The following is a 20,836-nucleotide window of genomic DNA, read 5'->3' as shown; positions in this document are numbered from 1 at the left end:
GATTATGGAAGGATTTTCCAGCCCAGCTGCACGTGAAGCAGCGGCAAAAAAGGCACGTCAGGCGTTTTCTACTGAAGACTGGTCTACGGCTATTGATTTGTTTGAAAAGCTCTATGCTGACCAGCAGACGGCTGAATTTAACCGATATTTAGTGGCCAGTCTCTACCACGATGAGCAGTATTCTGTGGCCGAGCAATATGCAGCAGAACAAGACCTGATCTATTTGGAATCGGCGGCCACATTTCAGCTGCGACTTGACGTGGCATTGAAAAAACAACAGTTTATTTTTGCGCGGGAATTCTGTGAATTACCGTCCGCTCAAGCTTGGCGTGACCAGGGACTAAGCCAGATTGAGGCGGCTGAACAAGCGTCCCGACAGAGTCTGGGTGAAACGCAGCGAGTTTTAGCTAAGCAATTCTACCATTTAGGGGATGTGAGCTTTGCTGAACAACGACAGCGGCTTGAACGGGCACGGCAGTTACCGTTGCAGGAATTTATGCGTGGGGTGCAATACTTGCTGGTTGATCCCTTTTTACACCCCTTGATGCGGGCAACCTTGTTGGAAGAGCTACTGCGATTGCACACCACAATCACGGTTCAGTTGCACTGGTTAGATGATCAAGTGCACGCGGTCGATACGGCTAAATTAAAGCCGGTAGGGACGAGTCTGGCGGCACAAAAGATTCAGAATTACTTGCATGAGAATTTAGAACAACAAGATCCGATGCTTATGGCTAACATTTCCCAAACAATTACGTTACAATTGATGATGTTGTACCCGTTTATCGATAAAATTATTCAGAATCCGGTGGCTTGGGTTCAGGTGGCGGCGCAACAATCGGTGACAGATCAGGCCGATGACGCAGAATTAGAAGAAATTAATGTGTGGCAAGACCGCCTAAATCGCTACATGTCGGCTTTATTCGGTTCAATTGACGATAAAAATCATGAAAAACCGTAAATTCGGCAAGATTTTAGTTTACAAATAATTCTGCAGCATATATACTGGTCAAGGATTCTTTTTTGGGAGGGTTCCAGCTTTCCCTTTCTGAAAAGAAGTAGTATAATTTTACGCAAAGGGTGATTATTTTTCGTTAGAAAGGTGATTATCCTTGCGATAAAATACAGGAGGGTTTCATTAATGGCTGAAAAAGAACATTATGAAAGAACTAAACCCCATGTAAATATTGGTACTATTGGCCATATTGACCATGGGAAAACGACGTTAACTGCTGCAATCACTAAGGTACTTGCTGACAAAGGTTTAGCTAAGGCCGAAGATTACGCTGATATCGATGCTGCTCCAGAAGAACGTGAACGTGGTATCACGATCAACACTGCCCACGTTGAATACGAAACTGAAAAGCGTCACTATGCGCATATCGATGCCCCAGGACATGCTGACTACATCAAGAACATGATCACTGGTGCTGCCCAAATGGACGGTGCTATCTTGGTTGTTGCTGCTACTGATGGTCCTATGCCACAAACGCGTGAACACATTTTGCTTGCCCGCCAAGTTGGTGTTGACTACATCGTTGTCTTCTTAAACAAGACCGACTTAGTTGACGATGACGAATTGGTTGACTTAGTTGAAATGGAAGTTCGTGAGTTATTGTCTGAATACGATTACCCTGGTGACGATATTCCTGTTGTTCGTGGTTCCGCTTTGAAGGCTCTTGAAGGCGACGAAGAACAAACTAAGGTTATCCTTCACTTGATGGACATCGTTGATGACTACATCCCAACTCCAGAACGTGAAAACGACAAGCCATTCTTAATGCCTGTTGAAGATGTCTTCACGATCACTGGTCGTGGGACTGTTGCTTCCGGTCGTATCGACCGTGGGACTGTTAAAGTCGGTGACGAAGTTGAAATCGTTGGTTTACATGACGACGTATTGAAGACGACTGTTACTGGTCTTGAAATGTTCCGTAAGACGTTGGACCTTGGTGAAGCCGGGGATAACGTTGGTGCCTTACTTCGTGGGGTTAACCGTGACCAAGTCGTTCGTGGACAAGTTCTGGCACAACCAGGCTCAATCCAAACGCACGAAAAGTTCAAGGGTGAAGTCTACATCTTGAGCAAAGAAGAAGGTGGCCGTCATACGCCATTCTTCTCAAACTACCGTCCACAATTCTACTTCCACACCACTGATATCACTGGTGTTATCGAATTGCCAGATGGCGTTGAAATGGTTATGCCTGGTGATAACGTGACGTTCACTGTTGAACTGATCCAACCAGCTGCCATTGAAAAGGGTACTAAGTTTACTGTTCGTGAAGGTGGCCACACTGTTGGTGCCGGTACCGTTACGGAAATCGACGACTAATTAAAGTGATTTAATTAGTGTATCCTGATTAAAGGACTGAAAAGCTCGACTTTTCAGTCCTTTTTTCGTGTCTTAATCATGAAGCCCATGTGGGATTAAGGCGTTACCGCGATTCAGTGACCATCACTCTAGCCATAGCCGGGAAGTGGACTGGGCAGGCTGACAGAATCGTTTCGGTTGGCATGAATTTTCGATAGCGGTTTACTTTTTCACGATTTTTCTCAGGAAAATTCGAGGAAAGCCGCGTCATTCACGGCATTTAGGCAAAAACCATTTTACAATTTGGATAGCATAAGGTACACTTATACAGTATGCAATTGATAGAATTGTAAATAGTAATATCTTTCATTTCGGAGGGAAAATAATGGCTGCAAAATGGGAAAAAAAGGGCTCTAATCAAGGCGAATTAACCTTTGAAATTGCTCCTGATATGATTAAAGATGGTCTGGACAAGGCCTTCAAGCGTACCAAGAAGAACCTGGCTGTACCTGGTTTCCGTAAGGGCCGTGTACCACGTCAAATCTTCGACCAAATGTACGGTGAAGAAGCATTGTACCAAGATGCTTTAAACATTGTATTACCAGATGCTTACGAACAAGCTATTAAGGATGCTGGTATTGAACCAGTAGACCAACCACAAGTGGACGTTGAATCCATGGACAAGGGTAAGGCTTGGGTTCTGAAGGCCGTTGTTACGGTTAAGCCAGACGTTAAGTTGGGCGACTACAAGGGTCTTAGTGTAACGAAGCAAAACACGCGGGTTTACCAAAAGGACATCGACGCCGAATTGGAAAAGCAACGTCAACAACAAGCTGAATTAGTGCTTAAGGAAGACGAAGCTGCTGCTAAGGGCGACACGGTTGTCATTGACTTCGACGGTTACGTTGATGGCAAACAATTCGATGGCGGTAAGGCTGACAACTACTCCTTAGAGTTAGGCTCTAACTCCTTCATTCCTGGCTTTGAAGACCAATTAGTTGGTCACAAGGCTGGCGAAAACGTTGATGTTAAGGTTACTTTCCCTAAGGATTACCAAGCCGAAGACTTACGTGACAAGGAAGCCACTTTCAAGGTTACCATCCACGAAGTTAAGGAAAAGCAATTACCAGAACTGGACGATGAATTCGCCAAGGACGTTGATGAAGACGTTGATAGCTTGGAAGAATTAAAGGCTAAGACGAAGGATCGTTTGAAGGAACAAAAGACGCACGCTGCACATGATGCTATCGAAGACGAAGCGATCAGTGAAGCAGTTGACAACGCTGAAATTGCTGAAATCCCAGAAGCTATGCTGAAGGATGACATCAACCGTCAAATGGATCAATACCTGGCTAACATGCAACAACAAGGTATCGAACCAAAGATGTACTTCCAGTTAACTGGAACGACTGAAGACGACTTACGGAAGCAATTTACTGACGGTGCTGAAAAGCGGGTTAAGACTAACCTGGTGCTTGAAGCCGTCGTTGCTGCTGAAAAGATCGAACCTTCAGAAGATGAAATCAATGCTGAAGTTAAGGACTTAGCTGGTCAATACGGTATGGAAGAAAGTGCTGTTCGCAGTGCCCTTTCCGATGACATGTTGAAGCATGACATTGCTATCAAGAGCGCCGTTGACTTGATTGCTGATTCTGCAAAGCAAGACAAGAAGAAGGACTCAGAAGACAACGACTAGTCGTTGTTTGAGGACTTGACCGGGACGACAGTCGCTGTTGTTCCGGTTTTTCTTTAGAGTCAGGTTTTCACATGTGCGAGGCAAATTGATTCTCTCGGACGCTTATCTGTGGTATAGTACACGTTTGATAGGGAAAACCTGGTTAGTTCGACAGGTTTACTGACCAAAATGATTTTTGTAATGAGTTAGGCTTAAGCCTGGAGAGAAAGGGTGAAGTTTATTGTTTGAAAACACCGAAACGAATGGCCCAGTTACTTGTTCTTTTTGTGGGAAATCACAGGATCAAGTAAAGAAGATCGTTGCTGGCCCGGGTGTTTACATCTGTAACGAATGTATTGATCTCTGCAAGGAAATTATTGATGAAGAGTTCAGTCAAGACAGTGCACAAGAAACCTTAGAAGTGCCTACCCCTGCTGAAATTGTCAATACGCTTGATCAATATGTTATCGGGCAAAGCGAAGCTAAGCGGACCTTGTCCGTGGCAGTTTATAACCACTATAAGCGTGTAAACGAAATGGCTCAGGCGGATGATGAAGGTCCTGAGCTGCAGAAGAGTAACATTGCCGTCATCGGACCAACCGGCTCTGGGAAGACGTACTTGGCGCAAAGTTTGGCCAAGATTCTCAACGTACCGTTCGCAATTGCTGATGCCACGACATTAACCGAAGCTGGTTATGTGGGTGAAGACGTTGAAAACATCCTGTTGAAGCTGCTCCAAAATGCCGATTATGATGTTGAACGGGCTGAAAAAGGGATTATTTATATCGATGAAATCGATAAGATCGCTAAGAAGTCGGAAAATGTTTCCATCACACGGGATGTCTCCGGTGAGGGTGTTCAACAAGCGTTACTGAAGATCTTGGAAGGGACGATTGCGAATGTGCCGCCTCAGGGTGGACGTAAGCATCCCCAACAAGAGTTCATTCAAATTGATACCACGAACATCTTATTCATCGTTGGTGGGGCCTTTGATGGGATTGACGGGATTGTTAAGCGTCGTCTGGGTGACCAAACGATTGGTTTTGGCGCCGATACGAAGGAACAAAAAGTCTTGTCTTCTGGCGATAGCTTAATGCAACACGTGATTCCTGAAGACTTGCTACAGTTCGGCTTGATTCCAGAATTTATTGGCCGGTTACCAATTTTAACGGCGCTTGAAAAGCTGGATGAAAACGATCTGGTTCGCATCCTGACGGAACCTAAGAATGCCTTGGTTAAGCAATATGAGAAGTTGCTGTCATTGGATGATGTTCAGCTGGAATTCCAGCCGGCAGCCCTACGTGAAATGGCTAAATTAGCGATTGCTCGTAACACGGGTGCCCGGGGATTGCGGTCAATCATTGAAGACGTGATGCGCGATATCATGTTTGACTTGCCAAGTCGTGATGACGTGGCTAAGGTTGTGATTACGGCTGATACGGTTACGGATCATGCTGAACCTGAAGTTATTTTGAAGGATCAAAAAGCGTCATAATTTTTCAACCACAAGTTGTGGTCAGGCGATCAACTCAACAGTTGGTCGCTTTTTTTGTGGGTTGGTAAAGGGGTGCCGTGTCAAGGATTAACCGCTTTAGCGCGGAACAATCCGTGGAGAAAGTCCCCAGTCAGGTGACGTTCTGTGTTAAAATGATGAAAGATATTTGGAGAGGATGGCATTAACCAATGGAAGTCAATCACGTGGAATTAGTCATGAGTGCGGTTGACCCCGCACAGTACCCAACAACGGGGTACCCGGAGATTGCGTTAGTCGGCCGTTCAAACGTCGGCAAGTCATCATTGACTAACGTTTTGATCAATCGGCGGTCGTACGCCCGGACATCGAGTCAGCCTGGTAAGACCCAGACACTGAACTTTTATAACGTTGAGGATCAACTGTATTTTGTCGATGTCCCTGGCTATGGTTACGCCAAGGTCTCGAAAACGGAACGGGAAAAATGGGGACAGATGATCGAAACCTATTTAACCCAACGCGATCAGTTGAAGGGTGTCGTTTCCTTAGTGGATGCGCGGCACGCACCAACGGAAGACGATGTTCAGATGTATCAGTATTTGGCCTATTTCAATTTGCCAACGTTAATCGTTGCCACGAAGAGTGATAAGATTGCGCGTGGCAAGTGGAACCAAGCCGTTAGCCAGATTAAGAAGTCAATGGCATTGCCGAATACGGATAATATCATCATGTTCTCAGCACCCAAGAAGATCGGGAAGGATGCTGTTTGGAACTGGATTGAAGAGCAAGCCTTTGGGGGGAATAATTAACATGGAATTTAATGATTATCAAAAAGCTGCGAACCGGACATTGTATGGCAATGAACAGGTCTTGACGAACTGTGCGCTAGGCCTAGCGGGTGAATCAGGTCAGGTTGTGGATTTGGTCAAGAACTACACCTTTCACGGCCAAGACCTCGATCACGAGGCCATTGTGAAAGAGATGGGCGATGTCTTGTGGTATCTCAGTCAAATTGCGCAGTGGGCCGATATTGACTTTGATGAGGTAGCTCAAGATAACATTAAACGATTGAATGAACGCTATCCGCACGGTTTTCAACCAGAACGGTAATCCGGGGATCGACAGCTCAAAAAAGGACCCATGGCAAATTGCCATGAGTCCTTTAATCTATAACGTTAATCTTGACTGTGATCCTGTTCGTGTTTGGATTTATCAGATTTGATCAAGCCTTTTGCACGCTTGTTATCCTTGTGGGCGTCTGCACGCTTCAAAAACTTGTCGCGTTTGACATCCGTGGGGTCCATCTCAGCAAATTTACCGAACATGGAGTCAAGGTCATCCTGGCGTTTTACTTTAAGAGCCATTCAAGCCACCTCCTTGTCTTTAGCAGTTATCATAGCAGAATTAGTCGGGTTTGTCATTTATCAACCAATGGTCGAGCAAAATTCGCAGGGCTGCCTACTTTTTGCGGGGAAGACTGAGGGTGGTTCTCAGGGTGAATTGCTTGCACCAAACACGTATTCGGCTTATACTTTATAAGCTATTTCGAGAAATGAACGGGAGGTTAGGCCCTTGGCATCGGAATATTTGGAACATAAATTAGCGTTGCTGCCGGGTCTTCCCGGCTGTTATTTAATGAAAAATATCAACAGTCAGATTATCTACGTGGGGAAGGCCAAGAACCTGAAAAACCGGGTACGGTCTTACTTTAAGAGTAGTCATACCGGGAAAACGGCACAATTAGTGAGCGAGATCGTCGACTTTGAAACGATCATTACGTCCACGGATAAAGAAGCATTTTTGCTAGAAATTACGTTGATTCAAAAGCACCAACCTTACTTTAATATTAAGCTGAAACGGGGTACGGGTTATCCCTACATTAAGATTACGAATGAGCGGGACCCACAGTTACTGTTGGTTAGTGACATTAAGAAGGATGGCGCGTATTACTTCGGCCCGTATCCTAACGTTTACGCCGCCGAAGAGACGATTCACTTCTTGCAGAAGGTGTATCCCTTGCGGCGGTGTACCGGTTATCAGGGCCGGCCGTGCCTGTACTATCACATGGGGCAATGTCTGGGTGCCTGCTTCAAGGAAGTTCCCCAGGCAGACTACGACCAGCAGATTCAGAAGATCAAGTCGTTTTTAAATGGTAACGTGGGCCATGCTGAGAAAGAATTAACGGAACGCATGACTGCGGCTGCGGCGGATATGGCTTACGAGCGGGCTGCGGATCTACGCGATCAGATTCGTTACATTGAAGCGACGGTTGAAAAACAAAAGATTATTTCGAATGATAGCACGCCGCGTGATATTTTCAATTTTTATTTGGACAAAGGGTGGCTCTCTATTCAGATCTTCTTCATTCGTCAGGCACGACTGATGAAGCGAGAAAAGCGCTTGTTTCCCATCGTCAGTACGGCGGAAGAAGAGCTGGCGAGCTTCATCGTGCAATTTTATCAACGAAAAAACACGGTATTACCCCGCGAGATTTTAGTTCCGGCTAGCATCGATGGTGAGACGATTGAGTCGATCCTGCACGTTCCCGTTAGAACGCCGCAGCGGGGGACTAAGCGTGACCTACTTGAGATGGCCGGGAAGAACGCGCGACTGGTCTTAGAAGAGAAGTTTCGGCTGTTAGAGCTCGATGAGGGGAAGACCACGGGGGCCATGAAAGAAATTACGGACGCCCTGGGAATTGCGCCGGGCCACAAGATTGAGGCGTTTGACCACTCTCACATTCAAGGGGCTGATTTGGTCTCTGCGATGGTGGTCTTTGTGGATGGCCAGCCGAATAAGAAACTTTATCGTAAGTATAAGTTGCGCACGGTAGATCATGCCGATGAAACGGCCAGCACCTTAGAGGTGATCCGGCGGCGGTACGGGCGGTTACTGAAGGAACACGCCCAGATGCCCGACCTGATCCTGATGGACGGGGGCGACATTCAGATGAATGCCGTGAAGGAAGTGTTAGCGGATGAATTTGATCTGCACATTCCGGTTGCCGGGATGGTCAAGAATGATCACCATAAGACGGCCGATCTGTTGTTCGGCCCGGATGATCATCACGTTCACTTGGACCCGAAGAGTCAGGGCTTCTATCTGGTTCAGCGGATTCAAGATGAAGTGCACCGGTTCGCGATTACTTTCCATCGGCAGGTTCATACCAAGCACTCGCTAAGTTCCCGCCTGGATCGGATTCCCGGCGTTGGCCCTAAGACCCGGAACAAGTTATTGCGTAAATTTGGGTCAACCAAGAAGATTGGGGAGGCCAGCGTCGATGATTTACGCGAATTAGGGATTAGTAAAACGGTGGCGCAGACGATTAAATTAACCTTAGCCGCGGAAACTGCAGAAATTAAAAATCCGCGCACGCCAACGAAACTTTGACGTGGTGGCCGTTTGCCGGTATACTGGCTAGCAGGATACTTACGAAGAAAGCAGCATGGGCTGGTTTAGAAAACGAGGAATAAAGATATGTTTGTAGATCAAGTTAAAATTAACGTGAAGGCCGGTAAGGGTGGCGACGGAATGGTTGCCTTCCGCCGGGAAAAATTTGTCCCTAATGGTGGACCGGCCGGTGGTGACGGTGGTCGCGGCGGCAACGTCGTGTTCGCGGTTGACGAGGGTCTGCGTACCCTGATGGATTTCCGGTACCAACGGAAGTTCAAGGCCAAGAATGGTGGCAACGGTGCGATTAAGTCGATGACGGGTCGCGGCGCCGAAGACACGATTATTAAGGTGCCTCAAGGAACGACTGTCTATAATGATGAGACGGGCGCGGTGATTGCTGACCTGGTTGCGAGTGATGATTCAGCAATCGTGGCCCAAGGTGGCCGGGGTGGCCGGGGCAACATTCACTTTGCGTCGCCCAAGAATCCGGCACCAGAAATTGCTGAAAATGGGGAACCGGGTCAAGAATTTGAAATTCGGTTGGAATTAAAGGTCCTCGCCGATGTCGGCCTGGTTGGCTTCCCATCCGTGGGGAAATCAACTCTGCTGTCCACGGTTACGAGTGCGAAGCCGAAGATTGCGGAGTATCATTTCACCACGTTGGTCCCCAACTTGGGAATGGTGCGGCTGCCAGATGGCCGTGACTTTGTAATGGCTGACTTGCCCGGATTGATTGAAGGAGCCGCCAATGGTGTCGGCCTAGGCTTCCAGTTCTTACGGCACGTTGAGCGGACGCGGGTCATTCTGCATTTGATCGATATGAGTGGCCTTGAAGGACGCGATCCTTACGAGGACTTTGAGAAGATCAATGAAGAGCTTAAAAAATACGATCCAGACATCTTGAAGCGGCCCCAAATCGTCGTTGCAAATAAGATGGATATGCCGGACTCTGCGGATAACTTGGCTAAGTTCAAAGAAGACTTAAAACAAGATACGTTGCTGGCAACTGCACCAGAGATCTTTGCGGTATCCGCCTTGACGCACGATGGCCTGACGCCATTGCTGCAACGGACGGCGGATGTCTTAGCGGCAACGCCGAAGTTCCCAGTTAAGCAGGAACAAGTGGCTGAAAAGGCAGAGTACGACTTTACGCCAGAACCTGATTTTGAAGTGACACAGGATGCAGATGGCACTTGGGTACTGACTGGTGACAAGTTGTTGAAGCTCTTCCGGATGACGGATATTAACCATGATGAAAGTCTGTTACGGTTTACCCGCCAGATGCGTGGCATGGGTGTTGACAATAGTCTCCGGGATCATGGCGCCAAGAACGGCGATCTGGTTCGGATTGATGACTTTACTTTTGAATACATGGCATAACTAGCCTGATCATAGGGCTGAAAAAACGTGATCACTTAGGAAAATGATTATCCTGAGTGATCACGTTTTTAATTTAGCAGTTAGGTGAGCTTATAGGGAGAGCTTCAGCCACTGCGTCGGTTTGACCACTTGATGCTTATCGGCGAAGGCGCCCGCAAACTTAATCTTGACTGACTTCAGCGATGGCTTGGTCGATTCACTGATCAAACCAGTCGCAAAGGTGACCAGTTTACCCTTCGCGGGGATGGTCTTGCCGGCACTCGCATCACTGAGCTGATTAGCGGCGTTTAATTGGCGATTGCCACTCAGGCGAATTCCTTGGATGCCATCCGTAGCCACGGCTTGTTTGCCGCGATTGTAAATGGTGAATTTAACCTGCAGGGTGTAGTAAGGACTCTTAATCTGTGCTAGGTTGAGCGCTTGGGCCGCCATGCGTTTAGCGGCAGCGGTCTTAGCGGTGTTCTTAATCATTCTAACGGTGGTGATTTTATAGGTTAGCTGGCCGGATTTGATCGTTGTTTGGGGATGCTTCACCTTTGCCAACGTCAGCTGAGTGCCGACCTTGTCGAAGGTGTATTGACCGGCTTTCTTAAGGTTTCCCGACTTAACGTAACCCTTTTTCTTGGTTTGAGTCGCTTTGGGACGATAAGTCTGTTTCTCCTCAGTCTGGTGTGAGGACGAGGAGGCCGTGACGGCTGCGTCGGGTTCTTTGGCGCTGTAATGGCTAGACTGACTGCTGCTGTCTTTGAAGCTAGCCGTACTCTTTTGACTGTTTGATTGGCAACCGGTTAATCCTAAAGCCAGGACGCTTAAACCGATGATGAGTGATGTTTTGATGTAATGCACTGAAAAAACTCCCTTCAACCGAATAAAATTTGATGTGGGACTAGGCGATAGCCGTAGAGCCGCTGGGGTGGTTCTTGGTCAATGAAAAGGCTAACGTGGGGATCAACCTGCTGACTGCGCGTCCGTAGTTGATCCAGCGATAGTGGGCGGCCCTTCCCCGTGATGAGCCGCAACTGCTGATGAGTCGTCCGCAAGTCAATGACTGCTGTTATCTGACCATCGTGTTCCCAGTAGAGTTGTAATGCTGGGTGAAGATCGATCGTCGATAGGTTGAAATCAATAAGCCGCATGGGTTACTCCCTCCAATGACAAACTTAACCTAATTATACCTAATTTTGCAGGGGAACCCCAGCGTTATTCCTGACTCATGGGGAGCAATCAGGTTTTGAGAGTTGCGATTTTGCGTGAAATCCCCTAAAATAGTGGACGGACTTTAATTATAGAATAGGAACGAAAAAATATGGAAATTCAATTTTTAGGGACAGGCGCCGGGTCACCCGGAAAATTCCGGAATGTGACCAGTACGGCACTGCGCTTGCTTGATGAGCGTAATTCAGTGTGGCTCTTCGACGTGGGCGAAGCCACACAGCATCAAATTCTGCGGACCACGTTAAAACCGCGGAAAATCGATAAAATCTTCATTACGCATTTGCATGGTGACCATATTTTTGGGCTACCGGGTTTACTAAGTAGCCGATCGTTTCAGGGCGGTAATGAACCGCTAACGATCTACGGCCCTAAAGGGATTCGCGACTTTGTAGAAGTTAGTATGCGGGTGTCTGAGACTAAGCTGTCTTACCGCATTCATTATCGTGAGCTCTCAGCGGACGGTATGATTTTCGAAGACAACAAGTTTCGGGTGTATGCCCAGCATTTGGATCACAAGATTGAGTGCTTTGGCTACCGGGTGGTCGAGAAGGATCATCCGGGTGAACTCATGGTAGACAAGTTACGTGCGGCCCAGATTCCTTCAGGTCCCGTCTATGGTGAACTGAAGGCAGGAAAGACGGTCACGTTACCGGATGGTCGGACCGTCAATGGTCAAGACTTCCTGGGACCCAGTCAACCTGGTCGGATCGTCGCCTTCTTAGGGGATACTCGACAAACGCCTAACGCAGCGCGGCTCACGCAGGATGCGGATGTGCTGGTGCACGAGAGTACCTTTGCGAAGGGCGAAAGTAAGCTAGCGCGTTCCTACTATCACTCAACCAATATTCAAGCGGCTGAGCTAGCTAAACGGACACACGTGAAGTTATTGTTATTGAACCATATTTCAGCGCGCTATACGGGTAAAATGGCACTTGAGCTCCAGCATCAAGCCCGGGAGATCTTTAAGAATACGCGCGTGGTGAAGGATTTTGATGAGGTCAATGTACCCTTTCGGAAGACAACTCAGGAGGAGACGCAAGCATGAAAAATCAGTGGCGAATCGTTCTTACCATTCTCTTAGTCATCGTTGTGGCAATCTTTGCCATTTTAAACGTGGAAAGTATCCCGGTTTCGTTTGGATTTACGACGGTTCACTGGCCACTGATTTTAATTCTGCTGGTCTCTATTCTAATCGGGGCAGTGCTGATGATTCTGTTCTCAACGATTACGGTCTTCCAGCATAACCGGGCGTATAAGGAATTGGAACAGAGTAGTCATGACCGGATTGCCGCGTTAGAACAAGATAATGACCGGCTGACGAAGCGACTACAGAATTCTAAGAGTAAGCAACTTGCCGGTCAACAGGCCAAGCAGCTTCAAGATTTGGAAAAAGAAAATGCCGAATTAAAGGCCAAGTTAGCAGCAGTTGACGCTGACTAGCTGGGTTTGAACTAAAGAACAGGTAGAGAAGAGTGGTGCCAGTGACACCGCTCTTCTCCCGTTTAGAAAGGATGATTTGCTGGTGATTGCCGCACAATACCAATGGAATATTAAGAACGTGGATCAACCGTCTGCAGAGGCGCAACAACTGGCTGAGCAGGAAAAGATCTCGCCCATTGTGGCTCAGATCCTATGGAACCGGGGTTATCAGACGCCCGCTGCCGCGCATGATTTTCTTAATCCGGGGCCCGATCAGCTTCACGATCCGAACCTGTTGCATGATATGCAAAAGGGTGTGGCCCGAATTGAAGAGGCTATCGGAAGTGACCAGCAGATTACGATTTATGGCGATTATGATGCGGATGGTGTGACGAGCACTTCCATTTTGTACGAAACGTTGAACGAGATGGGCGCAAAGGTTAACTATTATATTCCCAATCGCTTTACGGATGGGTATGGCCCTAACGTCGCAGCATTTAAGAAGCTGATCGCGGCGGGCACCCGGCTGTTGGTTACGGTGGACAATGGGGTCGCCGGCAATGAAGCAATTGCGGCGGCCAACGCAGCTGGGGTGGATGTCGTGGTGACCGATCACCATGAGTTGCCCCAGGACTTGCCTGACGCCTATGCGATTATTCATCCCCGTTACCCCGGGGCCGAATATCCTTTCGGGGGATTATCAGGAGCGGGTGTCGCCTTTAAGGTTGCCCAGGCTTTGCGTGAAGAGATCCCCCAGGACGTGTTAGATCTGGCGGCGATTGGGACGGTAGCTGACTTAGTCCCGTTAATCGATGAGAACCGGGTATTGGTTTATTTTGGACTACAACTGTTGAAGCAGGATGAACGTCCAGGTTTACAGGCGTTAATGACTGGAGCCGGGATTAAGCCGGAAGAATTGACGGAACAATCCATTGGGTTTGGAATTGCGCCGCGGTTAAATGCTTTAGGTCGGCTAAATGACGCTGCGCCGGCAGTTGAGCTGTTGACGACGCCTGATTTTACGGTGGCTAAGGAATTGGCCAAGCAAACGGAAGATCAGAACCATCAACGCCAAGATCTGGTTCAGCGAATCAGTCAAGAAGCATTAGCGCAAGCCGAGGACGCTGAGCATCATGACCGGGCAGCCTTAGTGATCAGTGGTCATGACTGGCACGAAGGGGTCTTGGGAATCGTTGCCAGCAAGGTAGTCGAAAGTACGGGAAAACCGACGCTAGTTTTAAACGTGAATGAAGATGGTCGGGCCAAGGGGTCTGGTCGAAGTGTCGCGGCATTTAACCTATTTGCCGCCTTAGACCCTCACAGAGACATTTTAACGGCATTCGGCGGCCATCACATGGCAGTGGGATTGACGCTGCCTAGTGAGCAATTAACAGCCTTGGCAGATGCCTTGGATCAGGAAGCCGATAAGCAACAGCTAACGCAGAGTGGCCCGGAGAAGATTCCGGTGGCGGCGACTCTCGACGTGGCTGCGGTGACGCCCAGCCTCTATCAGGAACTGGCGCAATTAGCGCCGTTTGGAACGGATAACAGCCAGCCGCTCTTTGCTTTTGAGACGGCCACGTTAACGGAGATTAAAGCCATTGGTAAGGATAAGTCACACTTGAAGTTTCAACTTCAGGAAGGCGGGCATCGATTGAATGCCATTCAGTTTGGTGCGGGTAAATACGTGCCAGCGTTGACGGCTGCTCCCAGTGATGCCGCCGTTCTGGGTGTAATTGAGGACAACGTTTGGCAGGGGCGGCATTCCTTACAGGTTATGGTCAAGGATCTACGCCTGACGGAAAGCCCAGTTCAAGATCAACGGACGACGCAATTGCACCGCCAGATGTTTCAGGCAGCTGGAACGTATGTGTTTTTCCATCAGAATGCGTTTCGTCAGTTAGCTAACCAACTGGCAACGGATGCGACTGCAGTGCTGTACGATGGGAGTGCGGTAGTGCCGTTAGCACCGCAGTCGACGGTTTACCTCGTGGATTGTCCCGATGCGACCACCGATTTAGAGCAGGCGTTACAGCAGTTACAGCCGGAAAAGGTAGTGGCTTACCTTTATAAGAAAGAAAGTCTTTCGCAATTAGGGATGCCAACTCGCTCGCAATATGCTAAACTGTTTAAGTTCGTTGCAACCCATCAACAAGTAGATGTGGGCCACCAACTGGCGCAATTGGCAACTTTCTTGCAGATTCCGCGTACTCAGTTAATTTTTATGATCCAGGTCTTCTTTGAGTGTGGATTCATTACGATTGATCATGGGGTCATGAATGGTGTTAGCCATCCGGAGCACAAGGATTTAACCGCTGCACCGAGTTATCAACTTCGGCAACAGCAGGTGCAAACGGAGCAGGATTTGCTAACCTGTTCAACTGCGGCGTTGACCAAACGCCTCGCCTCATTGATATAAAATAAAGGAGCTACTTCAATTATGGCAACTGATTTTACGAAATATATTGCTTCCGTTCCAGATTACCCAGAAAAGGGCATCATGTTCCGGGATATCTCACCGTTAATGGCGGATGGGGAAGCCTTCCATGCTGCAACCGATGAAATTGTCACTTACGCTAAGGGCAAGGGCGTCGAAATGGTCGTTGGCCCAGAGGCTCGTGGCTTTATCGTGGGTTGTCCCGTTGCTTACCAAATGGGGATTGGTTTTGCCCCAGCGCGTAAGCAGGGTAAACTACCACGGCCAACGGTCAAGGCTTCCTACGATTTGGAATACGGAACGTCAGCGCTGTACCTGCATAAGGACGCCATCAAACCGGGCCAAAAGGTCTTGGTCACGGATGATCTGTTAGCTACTGGTGGAACCATTGGTGCGACGATTCAACTCGTTGAAGATCTCGGTGGAATCGTTGTCGGAACGGCATTCTTGATTGAATTAAAGGAGTTACACGGTCGCGACAAGCTTAAGGGCTATGATGTCTTTAGCTTGATGACTTACTAAACTGATATAGCTAAAAGGGCGTTGTCATCGTATTTCAGATGGCAACGCCCTTTTTATGGTTAAATTAGGCTAAATTGGGTCGCACTCCGGCTGCCAGGAATTCTACCTGCTGTGGGGATGCTTCAGACTGCCAGATTAGTTATTAATCATGCCGTGGTGCTGAACGATCATGCCCGTAGTGGTGAGGGCTGCTGACAGAATGGCGAGAAGCCAAATGACAGGCACCCAGGAGCCGCTAAATTGCTGCAAGTAACCAAACAGAATAGGACCAACCGCGGCTAGTAGATAACCGGCCGATTGTGCCATCCCAGAAATGGCAGCAGTCTGATAAGGATTGGTCGTCTTTTCCGTGAAAAACATAATCGCAAGGTTGAAGGCGACACCGGAGCCCAGTCCAGTGACTAGCGCAACGAGCGTTAGGAATGGGACCGAGTGGGTGTCAATCAGCCAGGTGAGTGGGGCAACCACGTATCCCAAGGTCATAATGCTCAGCAGGATAGTGACGCCGTGGCGCTTGTTAAAGAGCAGTGGCACCATGAATGACAAGGGTAAGCCGCTGAGTTGTAGGAGCGTAAGGAGATTGCTGGCAGTGATCGTGCTGACGCCGTGAGTTGCCAGGATAGCCGGCATCCAGGTGATAATGGCATAGTAGACCAGCGATTGTAAGCCAAAGAACAGGGTGATCAACCAGCCCAGGGGTTGATGCCAGACGCTTTGGTAGTGGGGAATGTGGGACCGTTGCTCAGCGGTTAACGGCGTTTGTCGTTTACGGCGAAGATTGGGGAACCAGACCACAATAGCAACAATACTGATTACCCCGAGATAGGCCTGGGTAGTGGCCAGACTAGTCCGCGAGATAAGAATCCCGGAAACGGCGGTTCCAATGGCCCCAACGAGGAGCATGGACAGCGTATAGAGACTGGTCCCTAACCGGATCTTATAGGGCATATGTTCTTTAATCAATGCTGGTACTAAGACGTTCCCACTGTCGATCCCAATCCCAACGAGAAAGGTTCCCAGCAGTAGGGCGGGGAGCGTGGGGATGACCCGGAGATAGGTCCCGATAATCAATAAAAGAAATAGGCTGAAGACGGTGCGTTCATTGCCCCAGCGCTGAGCCAACTTTACAATAATTGGTGAAAAGATCGCAAAGGTAACCAGGGGAATGGATGTAATTAAGCCGGCCATCGAGCTAGGCAGATTAAGGCTTTTTTCGATGCTCGGTAGTAGTGGGGGAATAATGGTGATTGGTAAACGGAGATTGGCAGCAATCAACATCATCCCGATTAAGAACCAACGAGGTCTAGGTTGTTCCAAATTAAATACCTCCTAAAAATAGTCGTCAGTCCATTATAGCCCGCCAAGTAGTGGGAAAAAAGGTTTTTCGGGGTTGTACGTTGAAAATGTCCCGCATCAGCTGTTAGTTAAGCGTTTTCAAAAAATGCAAAAAAAACAGAGAGGGGAGGGCCTCTCTGAAAGTTTTAGTGACAACTTAAGGATGAGTGAATTAGTCAGTCGCGGGTACGTCGTTAACCACGAATACATTGGGCTCGGCGTGTTGCACGACGTAATTAGTGGTGGAACCAACGATCATGCGGGAGAACGCGTTGGTCCCGGTCTTACCCATGACGACTAAATCAACTTTAGCGTCGTCGGCATTTGCCAGGCCAACGATCACTTGTTTAGGAGAACCTTCACGAACACTCAGTGAGGTCTTGACGTTGGCTTGATCGGCAAGTGTCTTGGCTTCGTTGAGAATCTCTTTACTGGTGTCGCGTAATCCTTGAATAATGGCCGCGTAACCACCGCCGAGTCCCTGTGGAGAGAACTGCGTGATATCGATGACGTGCAGCAGAATCAAGGTGGCTTGCCAGTCTTGTGCGAGTTTGATACTCGTCTTCAGCGCTTCGTTGGCGTTACTGGAGCCGTCAAGTGGGACAAGTAAACGTTGATACATGAGTGTTACCTCCTTTGATGGTCTGCGGGGGCAGCAAGCATATTATTCGTGTGTTCAGCAACTGCTGACCGGCATGGAAAACCTGGGAGTTTTGCCAGTCAGCTTATTAACTAATGAATTAGATTAGTTAATAGTTATATTATGCCGGAAAATGATGACGGTGGCAAGTAAAATGATTAAAAATATTTGGGGGTAGCGATCGACTATAAGCCCCCGTTAATTAATTGTTTTTTCTTGATAGAAAGTAGCTGTACAAGGCAATGCCGAGCGCAATGACTAGCAAAATTAGGCCAATCAGTTTAAACATGGGAAAACCTTCCTTCTTGTCGGCGTTAATAAACATAGTATAAGGGAGATGCTGGAAAACGTAAAATGAAAATCGAACGACGGAAATATTGACGTTCGTTGAGATAACCTCCAGATTTTGTGGCTGGTTCCAGGCATATTGTATTAAATTGCTAATTTAGCACATAATATGCCAGATTACGGCACATAATCTCGGTAAAAGCTGGTAAATTCAACCATTCGCAAGGTATACTGACCTTGTTAAGGAATGGAGGAAGTGAGATGAGAGTTAAGCGATTTGTAGTGGCTTTGGCGTTACCTTTGTTAGGCGTAGGTTTGGTGACGCCGATGACGGTCCAGGCCTCAAGTTGGAAGCGGGGAACGCCTAAAGCGGTTAGGGGAAGTTGGTTTAATAAGGGTGTTCACAATGCAAAGAAAAATGTAGGCTGGACGGCGTTTAATGCGGACAAACATTCTTTCGGGATTGGTCATATGGGGATGCCCTCAGTGGTCGTCTATCATCCATATTATAAATATACCCACCATACTTATTTTCTAAAGGGTTATGCGCCTAAGAATGGGTTGTGGCGTGGTAGCCATGTGTTATTCAAACTGGTGAAGAAAGGTAAAAAGCTTCACCTGGTATCTAAAAAGGGAACGTATGATAATGTGATGCTTCATAGGGATAAGGTTAGGCGTTGATATCGAACGGCGGTATGCGATTGATTTATCGGGTGCTGTTTTTAAGTTTTGGACAGTGTTATTGTTGAAGCTAGATGACATTAACTTACGATTACGCTCGTTTAGTGAAAAGGAGGGGTAGCTAGTGATCAGGCTGTGGCAGATTTCAGATGATGGCGACATTGTGGAATTTAAATTCCAAGTTGAAGAAGATACGTCTGCTGGAATTGTTATGTACAGTCGTAGTAGAAAAGCAACTGGATTTGTGGGGTCGGTTATTGATAACTATCCAGAAAACTACCGTCAACATATTCGTAGGCATTTATTTGAGATGGCAGAAGAGAAGAATTTTCCTGAACAGTACACTATCGCATGGTATTGAAATAATTGAGTAGATAAATGAAGGCTAAGATTACTTCACAAAGCCATTTTTATTTTTTGAATGAGATCAGGCTACGAACTTGGCTACGTTTAAGCTATTTATTTAGCTGCAATTGTTATATAAAGAAAAGCAGGAATCCCATATCCTTCAGACTGATCCTAGCAGTAATGCTGGGGTTTTGTTATAATTTTACTAGTTTGGAGGCAGATTTTTTTATGAAAGAGTCCGATTTGATTCAACATTTGTTAGATGTAATTTCCCAGCAACACAACGATGCTTTTACAATTATTGCTATTTTTATTGCTGTAATTGGTCTAGGCGCTATATTTACTGGAATTTTACAGTGGCGGTTTTCTGACAAACAAATTGATAAGATGAAAGAACAATTTAAAAATGAGTTTAGAGAAGAATTTAAGATAGATGAAATGAATGAAATTTTGAAAAAAACTGAAACAACTCAACGGAACGCTGAAGAAAAGATAAGTGAAATGGAAGAGGTCATTGAAGATGCCAGAAGACAATTGTCGGATAATAAGAAACAATTGACTCAGTTTAAAAATTATGATGTTGAAGGTAAAGCGGGTCTACTAGCGCATGTCAGCAAGGATATTGATGAAGTGGATGCGTCTAATTCTGTTGGTTTAGTTATTAAAACTCTGGATCCAATTATAGAAAATGGGGATCTGACTCAAAATACGCTTTCAGAGTTGTGCATTCAAACGGGAAATGCTTTGTATGTGGTTATTAAGATTAAGTTTAAAAGTGAAGATTACAGTACAAAGATGAAAAAATTAGTCGAAATGTTACTGAATCAGTATACGAAAGTAGTTGATAGTAATGAAAATAACTCCGAAATGCTGAAAGAGTTGAAGAGAAGTACAGAGTACATGAATCGGGCGTATACAGAGTATCTTAATTTATTAAAAGGATCGAAGTCGGATACTAATGTTGATCAGAATGCTTAGTTTTTTAAGTTTACATAGTTTTTTGAAGTTTAAGTGAAGACTAACTTATGCTAACAGTCAAGGAGGGATTACGTGATAACGAAAAAGTAGAAAGAGAAAATAGAGTTGATGTTGGAGGGGAATCTTTCCCAAATATAAATTAGTGAAGAGTTAAAGATCCATCCAACGACGCTTTCTCGCTGGAAAAGTGACGATGAATTTGTGGAAGCGATGCGGACTTTCACCGATGGCGTTATTGCTAGGTCAACACCTAACGTGATGAGTACAATGGTTCATCTACTGTCAGCTAAGAGTGAGCTGGTCCGGTATAATGCTGCCAAGGATTTACTGGATCGTGCTGGGTTCATGCCAACAATTAAGCAGGATGTTAATGCTAACGTTGGTCCAGTACGGATTACGGACGATGTACCAGCTGGGGCGATGACTATGACTAGACTGTCGATCACCATGGCGCCATCATTTTATGAGCTTCATCAAGAAATTAAACACCATCAGCATTCAAATTACTGGCTATCAGGAGGACATGGTTCAACCAGGTCCTCTTTTATTAGTGCCTTTAGGCCCAGTTGAGCACGCTAAAGCGTGCGAAATAAAAAACCACCCGCTATGCGGGCGGATGATAAATCAGTTATGACGAATTGTCAAATCAAGTGTAACGATTGCCCAAAGAAGACTTCTGCTGGAGACTTCCAGCCTAAGACCTTGCGTGGTCGATTGTTTAGGTCTTGGACGAACTTGGCGAT

The 20,836-nt window shown here is 46.9% G+C and carries 21 protein-coding genes; 16 read left to right on the top strand and 5 right to left on the bottom strand.

All coding sequences use genetic code 11. The features are described from left to right. The first annotated feature begins 4 nt into the window (after positions 1 to 4). The 6 genes from HF569_RS11500 to HF569_RS11475 all read left to right on the top strand — a co-directional run bounded on the left by HF569_RS11500 (position 5) and on the right by HF569_RS11475 (position 6,567). Complete coding sequence (locus HF569_RS11500) at positions 5 to 961, top strand: hypothetical protein (RefSeq protein WP_168902529.1); 957 nt, start codon at positions 5 to 7, stop codon at positions 959 to 961. A 180-nt stretch (positions 962 to 1,141) separates the two neighbouring features. Then, entirely contained in the window at positions 1,142 to 2,332 is a 1,191-nt protein-coding gene (gene tuf, locus HF569_RS11495) for an elongation factor Tu (protein ID WP_168902528.1), read from the top strand. 364 nt (positions 2,333 to 2,696) lie between these two features. Beyond that, the gene (gene tig, locus HF569_RS11490; protein ID WP_168848977.1) at positions 2,697 to 4,007 is read left to right on the top strand and encodes a trigger factor; all 1,311 of its coding nucleotides are present in this window, start codon (positions 2,697 to 2,699) and stop codon (positions 4,005 to 4,007) included. A gap of 220 nt (positions 4,008 to 4,227) precedes the next feature. Beyond that, positions 4,228 to 5,481, top strand: coding sequence for an ATP-dependent Clp protease ATP-binding subunit ClpX (clpX, locus tag HF569_RS11485; protein WP_168848978.1), 1,254 nt, complete (start codon positions 4,228 to 4,230; stop codon positions 5,479 to 5,481). Positions 5,482 to 5,669: 188 nt separating this feature from the next. Beyond that, positions 5,670 to 6,266, top strand: coding sequence for a ribosome biogenesis GTP-binding protein YihA/YsxC (gene yihA, locus HF569_RS11480; protein WP_168902527.1), 597 nt, complete (start codon positions 5,670 to 5,672; stop codon positions 6,264 to 6,266). A 1-nt stretch (position 6,267) separates the two neighbouring features. Next, entirely contained in the window at positions 6,268 to 6,567 is a 300-nt protein-coding gene (locus HF569_RS11475; RefSeq protein WP_168848980.1) for a MazG nucleotide pyrophosphohydrolase domain-containing protein, read from the top strand. Between the two features lie 65 nt (positions 6,568 to 6,632). Here HF569_RS11475 and HF569_RS11470 read toward each other — a convergent pair whose 3' ends face one another. After that, entirely contained in the window at positions 6,633 to 6,821 is a 189-nt protein-coding gene (locus tag HF569_RS11470) for an SPJ_0845 family protein (RefSeq protein ID WP_168848981.1), read from the bottom strand. Between the two features lie 208 nt (positions 6,822 to 7,029). On the opposite strand from HF569_RS11470, the gene uvrC reads away from it, so the two are divergent. Both uvrC and obgE read left to right on the top strand, forming a co-directional pair. Then, the gene (gene uvrC, locus HF569_RS11465; protein ID WP_168902526.1) at positions 7,030 to 8,847 is read left to right on the top strand and encodes an excinuclease ABC subunit UvrC; all 1,818 of its coding nucleotides are present in this window, start codon (positions 7,030 to 7,032) and stop codon (positions 8,845 to 8,847) included. Between the two features lie 87 nt (positions 8,848 to 8,934). Further along, the gene (gene obgE, locus HF569_RS11460; RefSeq protein ID WP_168848983.1) at positions 8,935 to 10,230 is read left to right on the top strand and encodes a GTPase ObgE; all 1,296 of its coding nucleotides are present in this window, start codon (positions 8,935 to 8,937) and stop codon (positions 10,228 to 10,230) included. A 90-nt stretch (positions 10,231 to 10,320) separates the two neighbouring features. Here obgE and HF569_RS11455 read toward each other — a convergent pair whose 3' ends face one another. Further along, positions 10,321 to 11,076: a hypothetical protein gene (locus HF569_RS11455; protein ID WP_168902525.1), complete on the bottom strand. Its 756-nt coding sequence runs from the start codon at positions 11,074 to 11,076 to the stop codon at positions 10,321 to 10,323. 14 nt (positions 11,077 to 11,090) lie between these two features. Further along, positions 11,091 to 11,366, bottom strand: coding sequence for a hypothetical protein (locus tag HF569_RS11450; protein WP_168902524.1), 276 nt, complete (start codon positions 11,364 to 11,366; stop codon positions 11,091 to 11,093). Positions 11,367 to 11,536: 170 nt separating this feature from the next. Between HF569_RS11450 and rnz the strand changes: the two genes are divergently transcribed. The 4 genes from rnz to HF569_RS11430 all read left to right on the top strand — a co-directional run bounded on the left by rnz (position 11,537) and on the right by HF569_RS11430 (position 15,823). Then, positions 11,537 to 12,490, top strand: a complete 954-nt coding sequence (gene rnz, locus HF569_RS11445; RefSeq protein WP_168902523.1) for a ribonuclease Z — start codon at positions 11,537 to 11,539, stop codon at positions 12,488 to 12,490. Continuing rightward, entirely contained in the window at positions 12,487 to 12,885 is a 399-nt protein-coding gene (locus tag HF569_RS11440; RefSeq protein WP_168902522.1) for a lipopolysaccharide assembly protein LapA domain-containing protein, read from the top strand. The genes rnz and HF569_RS11440 overlap by 4 nt, the downstream gene beginning before the upstream one ends. 82 nt (positions 12,886 to 12,967) lie before the next feature. Next, positions 12,968 to 15,283 (top strand): single-stranded-DNA-specific exonuclease RecJ, encoded by a 2,316-nt coding sequence (gene recJ, locus HF569_RS11435; RefSeq protein WP_168902521.1) that lies wholly within the window; start codon positions 12,968 to 12,970, stop codon positions 15,281 to 15,283. A gap of 21 nt (positions 15,284 to 15,304) precedes the next feature. Continuing rightward, positions 15,305 to 15,823 (top strand): adenine phosphoribosyltransferase, encoded by a 519-nt coding sequence (locus HF569_RS11430; protein ID WP_168902520.1) that lies wholly within the window; start codon positions 15,305 to 15,307, stop codon positions 15,821 to 15,823. 135 nt (positions 15,824 to 15,958) lie between these two features. Here HF569_RS11430 and HF569_RS11425 read toward each other — a convergent pair whose 3' ends face one another. Together HF569_RS11425 and HF569_RS11420 are read right to left on the bottom strand one after the other, a co-directional pair. After that, positions 15,959 to 17,140 carry a CynX/NimT family MFS transporter gene (locus HF569_RS11425; protein ID WP_232842625.1) on the bottom strand — a complete coding sequence of 394 codons (1,182 nt, stop codon included), beginning with the start codon at positions 17,138 to 17,140 and terminating at the stop codon, positions 15,959 to 15,961. A gap of 190 nt (positions 17,141 to 17,330) precedes the next feature. Next, complete coding sequence (locus tag HF569_RS11420) at positions 17,331 to 17,780, bottom strand: universal stress protein (RefSeq protein WP_168848990.1); 450 nt, start codon at positions 17,778 to 17,780, stop codon at positions 17,331 to 17,333. Positions 17,781 to 18,347: 567 nt separating this feature from the next. Between HF569_RS11420 and HF569_RS11415 the strand changes: the two genes are divergently transcribed. The 4 genes from HF569_RS11415 to HF569_RS12340 all read left to right on the top strand — a co-directional run bounded on the left by HF569_RS11415 (position 18,348) and on the right by HF569_RS12340 (position 20,663). Further along, positions 18,348 to 18,767: a hypothetical protein gene (locus tag HF569_RS11415; RefSeq protein WP_168902519.1), complete on the top strand. Its 420-nt coding sequence runs from the start codon at positions 18,348 to 18,350 to the stop codon at positions 18,765 to 18,767. 124 nt (positions 18,768 to 18,891) lie between these two features. After that, positions 18,892 to 19,128 (top strand): hypothetical protein, encoded by a 237-nt coding sequence (locus HF569_RS11410; protein WP_168902518.1) that lies wholly within the window; start codon positions 18,892 to 18,894, stop codon positions 19,126 to 19,128. Positions 19,129 to 19,343: 215 nt separating this feature from the next. Beyond that, a complete protein-coding gene (locus tag HF569_RS11405; RefSeq protein WP_168902517.1) occupies positions 19,344 to 20,093 on the top strand; it encodes a hypothetical protein in 750 nt (249 codons plus the stop codon). A gap of 210 nt (positions 20,094 to 20,303) precedes the next feature. Beyond that, positions 20,304 to 20,663 carry a hypothetical protein gene (locus HF569_RS12340; RefSeq protein ID WP_211089723.1) on the top strand — a complete coding sequence of 120 codons (360 nt, stop codon included), beginning with the start codon at positions 20,304 to 20,306 and terminating at the stop codon, positions 20,661 to 20,663. Positions 20,664 to 20,836 lie beyond the last annotated feature (173 nt).

It is taken from the genome of Levilactobacillus tujiorum, assembly GCF_012641185.1.
Lineage (GTDB): Bacteria > Bacillota > Bacilli > Lactobacillales > Lactobacillaceae > Levilactobacillus > Levilactobacillus tujiorum.
Note: the sequence above shows the minus strand (reverse complement) of the source record. Positions and strands in the feature narration are given on the sequence as shown.

Bases quoted from the DNA above. Each gene is read 5' to 3' on its own strand.
- HF569_RS11500 (WP_168902529.1), top strand. From the start codon at position 5: ATGGAAGGATTTTCCAGCCCAGCTGCACGTGAAGCAGCGGCAAAAAAG.
- tuf (WP_168902528.1), top strand. From the start codon at position 1,142: ATGGCTGAAAAAGAACATTATGAAAGAACTAAACCCCATGTAAATATT.
- tig (WP_168848977.1), top strand. From the start codon at position 2,697: ATGGCTGCAAAATGGGAAAAAAAGGGCTCTAATCAAGGCGAATTAACC.
- yihA (WP_168902527.1), top strand. From the start codon at position 5,670: ATGGAAGTCAATCACGTGGAATTAGTCATGAGTGCGGTTGACCCCGCA.
- HF569_RS11475 (WP_168848980.1), top strand. From the start codon at position 6,268: ATGGAATTTAATGATTATCAAAAAGCTGCGAACCGGACATTGTATGGC.
- HF569_RS11470 (WP_168848981.1), bottom strand. From the start codon at position 6,821: ATGGCTCTTAAAGTAAAACGCCAGGATGACCTTGACTCCATGTTCGGT.
- obgE (WP_168848983.1), top strand. From the start codon at position 8,935: ATGTTTGTAGATCAAGTTAAAATTAACGTGAAGGCCGGTAAGGGTGGC.
- HF569_RS11450 (WP_168902524.1), bottom strand. From the start codon at position 11,366: ATGCGGCTTATTGATTTCAACCTATCGACGATCGATCTTCACCCAGCA.
- rnz (WP_168902523.1), top strand. From the start codon at position 11,537: ATGGAAATTCAATTTTTAGGGACAGGCGCCGGGTCACCCGGAAAATTC.
- HF569_RS11440 (WP_168902522.1), top strand. From the start codon at position 12,487: ATGAAAAATCAGTGGCGAATCGTTCTTACCATTCTCTTAGTCATCGTT.
- HF569_RS11430 (WP_168902520.1), top strand. From the start codon at position 15,305: ATGGCAACTGATTTTACGAAATATATTGCTTCCGTTCCAGATTACCCA.
- HF569_RS11420 (WP_168848990.1), bottom strand. From the start codon at position 17,780: ATGTATCAACGTTTACTTGTCCCACTTGACGGCTCCAGTAACGCCAAC.
- HF569_RS11415 (WP_168902519.1), top strand. From the start codon at position 18,348: ATGAGAGTTAAGCGATTTGTAGTGGCTTTGGCGTTACCTTTGTTAGGC.
- HF569_RS11405 (WP_168902517.1), top strand. From the start codon at position 19,344: ATGAAAGAGTCCGATTTGATTCAACATTTGTTAGATGTAATTTCCCAG.
- HF569_RS12340 (WP_211089723.1), top strand. From the start codon at position 20,304: ATGCGGACTTTCACCGATGGCGTTATTGCTAGGTCAACACCTAACGTG.